Raw genomic sequence first — 12,397 nt, 5'->3', positions numbered from 1 at the left:
GCCGGGCGCCTATGGGGTGGGGGGCGACTGTGCGTGAGCCGGTGCGGGTGGGCAGGTGGTTGCTCGCGCAGTTCCCCGCGCGCCCCTTATGGGGCGCGTGCCTCAGCCTTCGATGGCGGCCGGGTCCATCCACACGACCTCCCAGGTGTGGCCGTCGAGGTCGTCGAAGGCGCGGCCGTACATGAAGTCCATCTCCTGGGTCTTCTCCGAGGCCGTGCCGCCGGCGGCGACTGCCTTCTCGACCAGCTCGTCGACCTTCGCGCGGCTCTCCGCGCTCAGACAGAGCATCACCTCGCTGGTCTTCGTGGCGTCCGCGATCTCCTTCTTCGTGAAGGACGAGTAGAACGGCTTGGTGAGCAGCATCGCCACGATGGTGTCGCTGATCACGACGGAGGCCGCGTTCTCGTCGCTGAACTGGGGGTTGAGCGCGTACCCGAGCTCCGTGAAGAACTTCTTCGAGGCGTCGAGGTCGTTCACGGGCAGGTTCACGAAGATCATCTGCTGGTACATGGCGAGGTCTCTCCCGTTCGGTTTCGGTCCGTTCGAAGGGGTAGACCGGGGACTCCCGTGAAACTCATCGCCGGTCCGGGACTTCTTTCGTACGAGTTTCCGGCGCCCAGGGGGCGCGTGTCAGGCGGCCAGTGGCAGCGCCGCCAGCTGCGCGACCGTCCAGGTCAGCGGGCCGAACACGGCGAGCAGCGCGCCCGCGCGGAGCAGGGCCGCCTGCAGGGGCAGGGTGCCGGGCGCCCCCATCCGCAGCAGGGCGGCCGTGGTGTCCGCGTGCGCCTGCCGGGCCTCGACGGCGGCCGTCGCGAGGGTGAGCACGGCACAGCCGGTCACCACGAGTGCGCCCAGCAGGGTGAGCGGACCGACCGTGGGGCGCACGCCGGAGGACAGCGTCACCATGGCGTACGCGCCGGAGGCCACCGCGCACACCACTCCGAGCGGGCGCCCGATGCGCCGGGCCTCTTCCTGGAGCATGCGCCCGGAGAGGAGGCGCAGTGCGCCAGGGCGTACGGACTGGAGCAGGCGCCCGGTGAGGTGGGTGAGCCCGGGGCCGGTGAGGACCAGCCCGAGCGCGGTGAGCAGCCAGCCGCCGAGGACTCCGGCGGGGCTGTCCGCGAAGCCGCCGGGGAGGGTGAGGCCGGAGCGGTCGTCGGACTGTCCGGTGTACGTCTCGGTGGCTAGGCCGACCGCGAGCACGGCGATGCCCCAGGGAAGGCCGCCGGGGGCGGGGCGCGGAGTCGCCGGTGCCGATGGCACCCGGGGGTCCGTGGGGGCGACGGCCTCCTCGTCCGGCTCCTCCTCGTACCGCGTGGCGCCCGCCGGGGACGCGGCCCGTCGGCCGATGGCGAAGGTGTCGTACGCCATGAAGCGCGTCCGGAGTCCCGCGGGCCGGGCCCCGGTCTCCTTGGGGCGCAGGACGAGGGCGGTGGTCACGGAGGCGACTGCCGGTACCAGGGCGAGAAGGGTGAGGGCCGCGGGGAGGGGCAGGGGCCGCCCGGCGGCGAGGGCGTCGGTCGCGGCGCCGTCGAAGGGCATGCCCGTCAGGTCGCCGCGCAGATGGAGGAAGACGAGCAGGGCGAGGAGCGAGCCGAGGACGGTGGACAGGGCCGTCGTGACCGCCGAGACGGCCATCAGTCGGCCGGGACCGAGACCGATCGCGGACAGGCCGGGGCGGGGCCGCGTGCCGGGGTCGGTGCGGGCCACGGTCACCGCGAAGTACACGGTGGCGGCGGCGGGCGCGACGCACCAGGCCAGGCGGAGCACCGAGCCGGCCGGGGCGTGCGGGTGGGCCATGGCGTGCCCGAGGGCGCAGAGCAGCAGGAAGCCCGTGCCGCCGGCGGCCGCGGCCACCAGGAGACGGCGGAGCTGGACGACGGGGTGGGCCCGGCGGGCTAGGCGGAGAGCGAGCACGCGGCCCGGCCTTCCCCGTCGGCGGCGGCCCGGTCTTCCCCGTCGGCGGCGGCCCGGTCTTCCCCGTCGACGACGGACGACCGCGCCCCGTCGGCAGCGGGCTCGCCTTCCCATGCGGCAGTGGGCTCGCCTCCTTCGTCGGCGGCGGGCCGGCCTCCTCGTGCGGCGGCGGACTCACCTCCTTCGTCGGTGGTGGGTCGGCCTGGCCGCTCAGTGGTGGTCAGGCCTGGTCGTTCGGCGGTGCGTCGGTTTTTGGCTTCGGTGGGCGGTCGGCCGCCTCCCGGGGTGGTGGGTCGGCCCTTGCCTACGGTGGTGTGGTGGTGGTTCTGCTCGGTGGCGGGTCGGCCTTGGCCTTCCGTGGCGGAGGGCAGGTGGACGGTCCTCACATGGCGGCCGTCGAGCAGGGACAGTGTGCGGTCCGCGAGGGCGGCGGTTTCGGGGTCGTGGGTGGCGAGGACGACCGTGATGTCGTGCGAGCGGGCCGCCGTGGTGAGGGTGCGCAGGACGTGGGTGTGTTCGGCGCGGTGCAGCGGGGCGGTCGGCTCGTCCGCGAAGAGCACGGTGGGGGCGGCGACCAGAGCGCGGGCCACCACCACGCGCTGGCGCTCGGACTGGAGGATGGCGTGCGGGCGCCTGCGGGCCGTGTCACGGATGTCGAGGCGCTCCAGCCACTCCAGGGCGGCGGCCTTGGCGGCCCGGCGGCCGGTGCCGCGCAGCATCAGCGGCAGGGCGGTGTTCTCCCAGACGTTCAGCTCGGGGACGAGGACCGGCTCGGGGTCGATCCAGCCGAAACGGTCGCGGCGCAGCCGTTCCCGGGCGAGCGGACCCATGGTGTGCACGGGAACGCTGTTGTACCACACCTCGCCCCGCTGTGCCCGCAGCTGTCCGGACAGGCACCTCAGGAGCGTGGTCTTTCCGCTGCCGCGCGGGCCGGTGACGGCGAGGATCTCGCCCTCCCGGACGCCCAACGACACGCCTCGCAGGGCGGGCGAGCCGTCGTGCGCGTAGGTCAGACCACGTGCCCAGAGCACGTCGTTGTCCGGCGGGGCCACCATGGGCGTACACCTCGGTTCGGATCAGGGTTGCCGGGGGAGCCCCCCGTCCGGGGGAACGAAGGCAGGGCCGATCGGTTACAGAGGCACGCTAGGGAGTCAGGGTGGCGGGGGCCGGACAGCACACGGCCCGGGACGCCCTCATCTCACTCGGATGGGGGTGTCCCGGGCCGTGGGGAAGACCGGGCGGTGGGGCGGACGAGACCGCCGGAGGGCTACAGCAGGGTCCATGCCTCCGTCAGCGTCGCGCGCAGGATCTGCTCGATCTCGTCGAAGGTCGACTGGTCGGAGATCAGCGGCGGCGCGAGCTGGACGACCGGGTCGCCACGGTCGTCGGCCCGGCAGTAGAGGCCGTTCTCGAACAGCTTCTTCGACAGGAAGCCGTAGAGGATCCGCTCGGTCTCGTCGTCGTCGAAGCTCTCCTTCGTCGCCTTGTCCTTGACCAGCTCGATTCCGTAGAAGTAGCCGTCGCCGCGGACGTCGCCGACGATCGGCAGGTCGTACAGCTTCTCCAGCGTGGAACGGAACGCCGTTTCGTTGTCGAGGACGTGCTGGTTGAGTTTCTCGCGCTCGAACAGGTCGAGGTTGGCGAGGCCGACGGCCGCCGAGACCGGGTGCCCGCCGAAGGTGTAGCCGTGCAGGAAGGTGTTGTCGCCCTTGTAGAAGGGCTCGGCGAGACGGTCCGAGATGACACAGGCACCTATCGGGGAGTAGCCCGAGGTCATGCCCTTGGCGCAGGTGATCATGTCCGGGACGTAGCCGAACTTGTCGCAGGCGAACATTGTGCCGAGCCGGCCGAAGGCGCAGATGACCTCGTCCGACACCAGCAGTACGTCGTACTGGTCGCAGATCTCGCGGACCCGTTGGAAGTAGCCGGGCGGCGGCGGGAAACAGCCGCCCGCGTTCTGAACCGGCTCCAGGAAAACCGCCGCGACCGTGTCGGGGCCCTCGAAGAGGATCTCCTGCTCGATCTGGTCGGCGGCCCAGCGGCCGAAGGTTTCCGGGTCGTCGCCGAAGTACGGGGCCCGGTAGATGTTGGTGTTCGGGACCTTGTGCGCGCCCGGCACCAGCGGCTCGAAAGGGGCCTTCAGGGCCGGCAGGCCGGTGATGGACAGGGCGCCCTGCGGGGTGCCGTGGTAGGCGACCGCGCGTGAGATGACCTTGTACTTGGTCGGCTTGCCCTGAAGCTTGAAGTACTGCTTGGCGAGCTTCCAGGCGGTCTCGACCGCCTCGCCGCCGCCGGTGGTGAAGAAGACCTTGTTCAGGTCGCCGGGCGCGTAGGAGGCGATACGTTCCGCCAGTTCGACGGCCTTCGGGTGGGCGTAGGACCACACCGGGAAGAACGCCAGCTCCTGCGCCTGCTTGAACGCGGTCTCCGCCAGCTCGGTGCGGCCGTGGCCCGCCTGCACGACGAAGAGACCCGCGAGACCGTCGAGGTACCGCTTGCCCTTGTCGTCGTAGATGTACGTGCCCTCGCCCCGGACGATGGTGGGGACCGGGGAGTTCTCGTACGAGGACATGCGGGTGAAGTGCATCCACAGGTGGTCGTACGCGGTCTTGCTGAGGTCCTTGGGGCTCACGGCTTTTCCGTCCTCACGGTTATCGGGTTCCCCACATGTAGGTCTGCTTCTTGAGCTTGAGGTAGACGAAACTCTCCGTCGACCGCACGCCGGGCAGGGTCCGGACGCGCTTGTTGATGACCTCCAGGAGGTGGTCGTCGTCCTCGCAGACGACCTCCGCCATCAGATCGAAGGAGCCGGCGGTGATCACGATGTACTCGACCTCCGACATGGCCGTCAGCGCCTCCGCCACGGGATCCAGGTCGCCGTCGACGTTGATGCCGAGCATCGCCTGACGCCGGAAACCCACGGTGAGCGGGTCCGTGACGGCGACGATCTGCATCACGCCCTGATCGAGCAGCTTCTGGACGCGCTGGCGCACGGCCGCCTCGGAGAGGCCGACGGCCTTGCCGATCGCCGCGTACGGCCGTCGGCCGTCCTCCTGGAGCTGCTCGACGATGGCGAGGGAGACGGCGTCCAGTTGCGGTGTGCCGTTCCTGGGCTCCCGCGGGTCCTTCTGATCTGCGCTTCGACTGGCCACGGCCTCACTGTGCACGACGTCTCGACAGTTCCGCAAGGATGGATCGATGAAATTCGTTGTCTGTGGGCACGTGACTTGCGGATTTCGCAGCAAGTGGGGTGTCGGGGGGTTGAAAACGCGGGGCGGCGGATTAGGGTGTTGTCTCAAGGAATGGACACCCACATCTGGAGGGCCGGCAGTGAGCACCGAGCTGCGTCGTCTGCGTAACTACATCGACGGGGAATTCCGTGACGCCGTCGACGGACGGACCACCGAGGTGGTCAACCCCGCGACGGGCGAGGCCTACGCGACCGCGCCCCTGTCCGGCCAGGCCGATGTCGACGCGGCGATGGCCGCCGCCGAGGCCGCGTTCCCGGCCTGGCGCGACACGACCCCGGCGGAGCGCCAGAGGGCCCTGCTGAAGATCGCCGACGCGTTCGAGGAGCGGGCCGAGGAGCTCATCGCGGCGGAGGTGGAGAACACGGGCAAGCCGATCGGGCTGACCCGCTCCGAGGAGATCCCGCCGATGGTGGACCAGATCCGCTTCTTCGCGGGCGCCGCGCGGATGCTGGAGGGCCGGTCGGCCGGCGAGTACATGGAGGGGATGACCTCGATCGTCCGCCGTGAGCCGGTCGGTGTCTGCGCCCAGGTCGCGCCGTGGAACTACCCCATGATGATGGCCGTGTGGAAGTTCGCGCCGGCGATCGCCGCAGGCAACACGGTCGTGTTGAAGCCGTCGGACACGACGCCGGCCTCGACCGTCCTCATCGCCGAGATCATCGGGGCGATCCTGCCGAAGGGCGTCTTCAACGTGATCACGGGTGACCGTGACACCGGGCGGCTGATGGTCGAGCACCCGGTCCCGGCGATGGCGTCCATCACCGGGTCCGTGCGGGCCGGTATGTCCGTCGCCGGGTCCGCGGCCAAGGACGTCAAGCGCGTCCACCTGGAGCTGGGCGGCAAGGCGCCGGTCGTCGTCTTCGCCGACACCGACATCGCCAAGGCCGTCGAGGACATCTCGGTGGCGGGCTTCTTCAACGCCGGGCAGGACTGTACGGCGGCGACCCGCGTCCTCGTCCAGGAGGGCATCCACGACGAGTTCGTGGCCGCGCTCGCGAAGGCGGCGGCCGAGACGAAGACCGGGCAGCCGGACGACGAGGACGTGCTGTACGGGCCGCTCAACAACCCCAACCAGCTCAAGCAGGTCGCCGGGTTCATCGAGCGGCTGCCGGCGCACGCGAAGGTCGAGTCCGGTGGTCACCAGGTCGGCGAGAAGGGGTACTTCTACGCGCCGACCGTCGTCTCCGGGCTGAAGCAGGACGACGAGATCATCCAGAACGAGGTCTTCGGGCCGGTCATCACGGTCCAGTCGTTCGCGGACGAGGCGCAGGCCGTGGGCTGGGCGAACGGGGTCGAGTACGCGCTCGCGTCGTCGGTGTGGACGAAGGACCACGCCCGGGCGATGCGGATGTCGAAGGCGCTGGACTTCGGGTGCGTGTGGATCAACACGCATATCGCGCTGGTCGCGGAGATGCCGCACGGGGGATTCAAGAAGTCCGGGTACGGCAAGGACCTTTCGGGCTACGGATTCGACGACTACACGCGGATCAAGCACGTGATGACTTCGTTGGGCTGATGACGTCGTTGGGCTGAGGGGTTCGTTGGCGGCCGCGGTTGTGTGCGGCTGCTCGCGCGGTTCCCCGCGTCCTTCGGGGCGCGGGGATGGCATGTTGCCTGAATGTCCCTCCCGCACATCGGCCGCCGTTCGCCGCTGCGCGCCCTCGGTGTGGGCGCGGCGCTCGGCGCGCTCGCCGGGTGTGGGGTGCCCGGGGCCTGTGTGGTGCCCGGGGCCCGGGCGGGTCGATCTCTCGGTCCGTGACAGGCGGCTGAGCTGGGCCAACTGGCCGTCGTACATCGACACGGACGACGAGGGCGACTCGCGGCGACCGACACTGGAGGCGTTCGAGGAGCGGACCGGGATCGCCGTGGTGCTCGAGGGACGTCACTGAATCCGGGGGGCTTATTCCGGTCGTCCCGAGGTGAATTCCGGCGGGAAATTCGTGGCGACGTTGTGGAGATAGTGCAATTGTCTGCCGCGTGGTGGCGTTTTATCGTCCTTTCGGTGTCCATTCGGACCCGACGGATCGCACGACAAAGGGTTGCGGTGCATTCCGTCGTGCCGTAGTTACGTGAAGCATGAACCTGTTCACCCGTGCTGCGTCCCTGCGCCGCCCGGCAGCCCCCACAGCCTCGCGACTCCCCCACGAGTCACAGGCATTCCCTTCCACCGGCCCGTCCGATCCCGCCCTGGCGATGCTGACCGGCGAATGGATGATCGACGCGGCGCACAGCCGTATCGGATTCTCCGTCCGGCACGCCCTGGTGACGACCGTGCGCGGGGCGTTCACCGAGTATCAGAGCCGGCTCTACTTCGACGGCCGTGATCCCTCTCGTTCACGGGCCGAGATAGTTCTGTCCACTTCGTCCGTCGACACCGGAGTGCAACAACGCGACGCCCATCTGACGGGCCGCGACTTCCTGGACGCCGCGACCCATCCGCGCATGCGTTTCGTCAGTACGGCGGTGCGTTTGGTGGGCAACGATGTCTACCGCATGGCCGGAGAACTCACCATCAAGAGCGTCACCCGTCCCGTCGATCTCGAACTCACCTACATAGGGCACGTCATGGACCCGTTCGGATACGAGCGGGTCGGTTTCGACGGGACGACCACCATCAACCGTTCCGATTGGGGTCTCACGTACAACCAGCGGCTCGCGGAGGGCGGCGCCATGGTGAGCGAGAAGGTGCGCCTGCAGTTCGACCTCGCCGTGATCCGCTCGATCCCCCACAGCTGACACCCTGTCGCGTTCTCGTGGGGGCCCGGCACCAGCCGGGCCCCCATTTTTGAACGCGTTCAAGGTGGGGCGTACGCTCTCCCGCATGAGCGACAGAGCCGCCCTGTTGAGGGGCATCCGAGCGTGGCTGGTCTTCTTCGTCGTCTGTCTGGTGCTGAGCGGCGCCACGGCGTTCCCGCTGGTCCACGAGCTGCGGTGGACCGAGGAGTTGTTGCGGTCGCTGTCCGTCGGCGAGTACCTGCCGGCGCTCACGGAGTGGATCGAGCGCGTACGGGCGGGGCTCGACGAGGCCGACGCCGAATACCCGTTCCTCCTCTACGGCACCGACTGGCTGGCCTTCGCGCACCTCGTGATCGCGGTGGCCTTCTACGGTCCCTACCGCGACCCGGTACGCAACATCTGGGTCGTCGAGTTCGGCATGATCGCCTGCGCGGGGATCGTTCCGCTGGCCCTGATCTGCGGGCCGATCCGGGGCATCCCCTTCTGGTGGACGGTGATCGACATGTCGTTCGGAGTGATCGGGGTGATCCCGCTGTACGTCGTACGGCAGCGCATCAAGCGGCTGGAGGCGCTGACGCACGGGTGGGACGGGAAGAAAACTGTTATCCCGGCCGCCTCCACACCGTCTCCGTAGGCACTCCCTGTTTCCCACGTACAGGAGCGAGCCGTATGAGCAGTGTGATCTCCGCCTCGGAGGATCCCCATGTCACGGAGTTGGCTGAGAAAGTACGGAACACAGCCGAGTGAGCAGGGCGATCCCAGCGGGACCGGAAGGAACGTACGTGGACGGGCGGCAGTGGCGCTCCACCATCGCGGCCGCACAGGCAGGGGACCGGCGCGCCCTCGACGAGCTGGTCGAGGGCTGGCTGCCCCTCGTCTACAACATCGTCGGCCGGGCCCTCAACGGTCATGCCGATGTCGACGACGTCGTGCAGGAAACCATGTTGCGCGCCGTCGACAACCTCGACACGCTGCGTGATCCGGACAGTTTCCGCTCCTGGCTGGTCGCGATCGCGATGCGGCAGATACGGGACCGGGCGCGCCGCCGCACCGCCGACCAGCTCGACGACGGCGACGCCCACCACGCCGCCGACTTCGCCGAACTGACCGTGCTGCGACTGCAGTTGGAGGGTCAGCGCAAGGAGGTCGCGGAAGCGGTCCGCTGGCTCGACGACGAGGACCGGCAACTGCTGTCGCTGTGGTGGCTGGAGGTCGCGGGCGAACTCACCCGACGCGAACTCGCCGCCGCCGCGGGTATCAGCCGACAGCACGCCGCCGTACGGGTCCAGCGGATGAAGGCCCGCCTGGAGACCGCGCGCGGCATCGTCCGCGCCCTCGACTCCTCCTGCTCCGACCTGGGCAGGGTCACCGCCCGCTGGAGCGGTCGGCCCGACTCGGTGTGGCGCAAGCGCATCGCCCGGCACATCCGTGGCTGCGCCCGCTGCGACGGCCACGGCCACCCCGGCGAGGTCGTCGTCCCCGCCGAACGCCTCCTCGTCGGCCTCGCCCTGGTCCCTGTCCCCGTCGGCTTCACCCTGTCGCTGGCGTTCGGCGGGAAGACCGCCGTGGCGGCGACCGCCGTGAGCGCCTCGGTGGGCTGGTCCGCCAAGGTGATCGGCGTCCTCACCAAGCCCGCCGTCGCGGTGACGGCGGGCGCGACGATCGTCGCCGGGGGCACGTACGCCGTGACGCAGACCCCGGGTGACCGGACTCCGCAGGCCGCGCCCACCGCGCTGAGCACGGCCCGCGCGCCGGAGGTCGCGGCGCCCCGCCGCCCGTCGCCCTCCACCTCGCCGTCCCCCTCGTCCTCTCCGTCCCCCTCCGCTTCCCCGTCCGCGACCGGGAAGGCCGGCCTGTACGGCACCGTCGTCGACGTCGCGGACCGGGCGCCGGACCCGGACACCCGGCCGGCCGGCCTCCCGCATCGGCCCGAGTCCGGCCTCACCAGCAGCGGCGGCGCGCGGACCGTGATGAACCATCGCGGTGACAGCGTGACCTTCACGGGCGAGGGTTATGTCCTGGTCCGCTGGCAGATCTCGCCCCAGTACCGGGCGGGCGGCCTGGTCATGCCGTCCTGGACCGGCCTGAAGGGCAGGCTCTTCCATGTCGCCTCGGGCGGCGGCCGCCGCATGGACGACCCGACCTCCGCCGACGGCAGGACCTCCGGCATGGGCGGCCCCGCCACCGGATACACCGTCCTGCCGGCCGGCACCCAACAGATGTGGCAGAACGAGTACTTCTACGTCGACGGCACGGTCACCCTCACCCAGAACGAACGGGGCGCCGACTACGGCATCACCGTCGCCGCCTCCACCTGGGACACCATCACCGACGACATCACCTACGGCCCCGACCGCGGCGCCATCCGCTACGGCCTCGTGCGCGACACCGGTGAGGACTCGGCGCCCGTGCCGCAGTACGTCACGCGAGGGAAGCCGGAGGACGCGGCGACTGTGGCGCAGCGGTCGGAGGTGTAGAGGGTCGGCCGTGGGCGCCCGAGAGCTCGGGGGATGTGTGGTGCGGCGGCGGCTGCGGGTGTGATGGGGCTGATCGCGCAGTTCCCCCGCCCCTTTCGGGGCGCTGCCGGTGCCTCCTGGCTAGAAGAGCTGCCGTAGTGCGCACAGTGCGTCGACCCGGTTGGTGGTGATCGAGTCGACGCCCATGTCCAGCAGGCAGCGCATGGAGCGTCGGGTGTCGGGGGTCCAGACGGAGAGGAGGTGGCCGTCCTGGTGGATGCGGTCCGCGAGGGGGCGGGTGACGAGGCCGAAGCGGTAGTTGAGCCAGCGGGGGCGGATCGCGGCGAGGAGGGCGGGGCGGGGTGGGGCGAGGGTCTTCCAGGTGAGGGCGAGCTCGGCGGCGGGGGCGGCGGCGCGGACGGCCAGCAGGGTGGGCGGCTCGGCGCTGTAGTAGACGCGGTCCTCGGCCCCGTACTCCCGTACGACGCCGAGGATCTGCCGCACCGCCCGGGGGTCCACCGCGCCCGGCAGGTCCACCATCACCCGGCTGTCCTTGATGGTGAGCAGCGCGTCGGCCAGCGTCGGTACCCCGCAGGCCGTCAGCCCGCGCAGCTCCGCGGCGGAGAGCGCGGCCAGTTGCCGTTCCACCTCCCACAGCCGGTTCAGCGTCGAGTCGTGGAGCAGGACGGGCACGCCGTCGCGGGTCGTCCGTACGTCGAACTCGATGACGTCCGCGCCCAGTTCGAGTCCGGCCCGCAAGGAGTCGAGCGTGTTCTCACGGTGGCGGTAGGGGGCGCCGCGATGGGCGACGGCTGTCACGGTACGCATGGGGGTGGTGGTCCCGATCGGGTCAGGGCGTCAGCCAGGCCGAGGTGTAGGTGTCGATCTCGGCGCACAGACGGGTCTTGCCGGGCTCGTCGAGGAAGGACGCCCGCACGGCGTTCTTCGCGAGCGCGGCCAGCCCCTGCTCGTCGAGGCCGAGGAGGCGCGCGGCGACCGCGTACTCGGTGTTGAGGTCGGTGCCGAACATCGGCGGGTCGTCGGAGTTGACGGTGACCAGCACCCCGGCCCGTACGAACTCCTTGATGGGGTGCTCGTCGAGGGTGCGGACCGCGCGCGTGGCTATGTTCGAGGTCGGGCAGACCTCCAGGGCGATCCGGTGCTCGGCGAGGTGCGCGAGCAGTTTCGGGTCGCCGGCCGCACTGGTGCCGTGCCCGATGCGTTCCGCGCGGAGGTCGGTGAGCGCGTCCCAGATCGTCTCGGGCCCGGTGGTCTCGCCGGCGTGCGGCACGGAGTGCAGCCCGGCCGCGATCGCCCGGTCGAAGTACGGCTTGAACTGCGGCCTCGGTACGCCGACCTCGGGCCCGCCGAGCCCGAACGACACCAGCCCCTCGGGACGCACCCGGTCCTCGGTCGCGAGCCGGGTCGTCTCCTCGGCGGCGTCGAGCCCCGCCTCGCCGGGGATGTCGAAGCACCAGCGCAGAACGGTCCCGAACTCGGCCTCCGCCGCCTTGCGCGCGTCCTCGATCGCCGCCATGAAGGCCAGCTCGTCGATCCCGCGGCGGGTGGAGGAGAACGGTGTGATGGTCAGCTCGGCGTACCGGACCTGCTGCCGGGCCAGATCCCGCGCCACCTCGAACGTCAGCAGCCGGACGTCCTCCGGGGTGCGGATCAGGTCGACGACGGACAGATACACCTGGATGAAGTGGGCGAAGTCCGTGAACGTGAAGTAGTCCGCGAGCGCCTCGGGGTCCGTCGGCACCTTGGAGTCGGGGTGGCGGGCGGCCAGTTCCGAGACGATACGGGGGGAGGCGGAGCCGACGTGGTGCACGTGCAGTTCGGCCTTGGGCAGTCCGGCGATGAAGGCGTGCGGGTCGCGGGTGCCGGAGGCGCCGGGAGCGGTGGACGCGCCGGGAACGGCGGGGGTCACGGGCACGCCCTGCGCGGTGCGGTGGTCGGTCAAGGTTCCTCCCCGGGAACGGCGTCCGCCCCGGACCGTGGTCTGCCTCGGGGGACGCGGGTGATCGGCTGATCGAT

10 protein-coding genes and 2 pseudogenes are annotated in these 12,397 nt (G+C 70.5%); 5 read left to right on the top strand and 7 right to left on the bottom strand.

All coding sequences use genetic code 11. The features are described from left to right. Nucleotides 1-102: 102 nt before the first annotated feature. From OG622_RS15210 to OG622_RS15190, 5 genes and pseudogenes are all read right to left on the bottom strand, one after another. On the bottom strand, nucleotides 103-510 hold the full coding sequence (locus OG622_RS15210; RefSeq protein WP_371576631.1) for a VOC family protein: 408 nt from the start codon (nucleotides 508-510) through the stop codon (nucleotides 103-105). A 120-nt stretch (nucleotides 511-630) separates the two neighbouring features. Next, nucleotides 631-1,917 carry a hypothetical protein gene (locus tag OG622_RS15205; RefSeq protein WP_371576629.1) on the bottom strand — a complete coding sequence of 429 codons (1,287 nt, stop codon included), beginning with the start codon at nucleotides 1,915-1,917 and terminating at the stop codon, nucleotides 631-633. Nucleotides 1,918-2,252: 335 nt separating this feature from the next. Then, nucleotides 2,253-2,972 (bottom strand): annotated as a pseudogene (locus tag OG622_RS15200) (ABC transporter ATP-binding protein); the annotation flags it as partial. 212 nt (nucleotides 2,973-3,184) lie between these two features. Then, entirely contained in the window at nucleotides 3,185-4,549 is a 1,365-nt protein-coding gene (locus OG622_RS15195) for an aspartate aminotransferase family protein (RefSeq protein WP_371576627.1), read from the bottom strand. 19 nt (nucleotides 4,550-4,568) lie between these two features. Continuing rightward, the gene (locus OG622_RS15190; protein WP_371576625.1) at nucleotides 4,569-5,084 is read right to left on the bottom strand and encodes an Lrp/AsnC family transcriptional regulator; all 516 of its coding nucleotides are present in this window, start codon (nucleotides 5,082-5,084) and stop codon (nucleotides 4,569-4,571) included. Nucleotides 5,085-5,247: 163 nt separating this feature from the next. On the opposite strand from OG622_RS15190, the gene OG622_RS15185 reads away from it, so the two are divergent. From OG622_RS15185 to OG622_RS15165, 5 genes and pseudogenes are all read left to right on the top strand, one after another. After that, nucleotides 5,248-6,684: a gamma-aminobutyraldehyde dehydrogenase gene (locus OG622_RS15185; protein ID WP_371576623.1), complete on the top strand. Its 1,437-nt coding sequence runs from the start codon at nucleotides 5,248-5,250 to the stop codon at nucleotides 6,682-6,684. Nucleotides 6,685-6,786: 102 nt separating this feature from the next. Next, a pseudogene (locus OG622_RS15180) lies at nucleotides 6,787-7,036 on the top strand (spermidine/putrescine ABC transporter substrate-binding protein); the annotation flags it as partial. Nucleotides 7,037-7,244: 208 nt separating this feature from the next. Continuing rightward, entirely contained in the window at nucleotides 7,245-7,904 is a 660-nt protein-coding gene (locus OG622_RS15175) for a YceI family protein (RefSeq protein ID WP_371576621.1), read from the top strand. An 85-nt stretch (nucleotides 7,905-7,989) separates the two neighbouring features. Continuing rightward, the gene (locus OG622_RS15170; protein WP_371576619.1) at nucleotides 7,990-8,538 is read left to right on the top strand and encodes a hypothetical protein; all 549 of its coding nucleotides are present in this window, start codon (nucleotides 7,990-7,992) and stop codon (nucleotides 8,536-8,538) included. Nucleotides 8,539-8,686: 148 nt separating this feature from the next. Further along, entirely contained in the window at nucleotides 8,687-10,381 is a 1,695-nt protein-coding gene (locus OG622_RS15165; RefSeq protein ID WP_371576617.1) for a sigma-70 family RNA polymerase sigma factor, read from the top strand. A 120-nt stretch (nucleotides 10,382-10,501) separates the two neighbouring features. On the opposite strand, the gene OG622_RS15160 is transcribed toward OG622_RS15165, so the two are convergent. Together OG622_RS15160 and OG622_RS15155 are read right to left on the bottom strand one after the other, a co-directional pair. Further along, nucleotides 10,502-11,188 (bottom strand): glycerophosphodiester phosphodiesterase, encoded by a 687-nt coding sequence (locus OG622_RS15160; RefSeq protein ID WP_371576615.1) that lies wholly within the window; start codon nucleotides 11,186-11,188, stop codon nucleotides 10,502-10,504. 22 nt (nucleotides 11,189-11,210) lie between these two features. Then, entirely contained in the window at nucleotides 11,211-12,323 is a 1,113-nt protein-coding gene (locus OG622_RS15155; RefSeq protein ID WP_371576613.1) for an adenosine deaminase, read from the bottom strand. Nucleotides 12,324-12,397 lie beyond the last annotated feature (74 nt).

The organism is Streptomyces sp. NBC_01314 (assembly GCF_041435215.1).
Taxonomy (GTDB): Bacteria; Actinomycetota; Actinomycetes; order Streptomycetales; family Streptomycetaceae; genus Streptomyces.
This window is presented reverse-complemented; position numbering and strand designations above follow the sequence as displayed.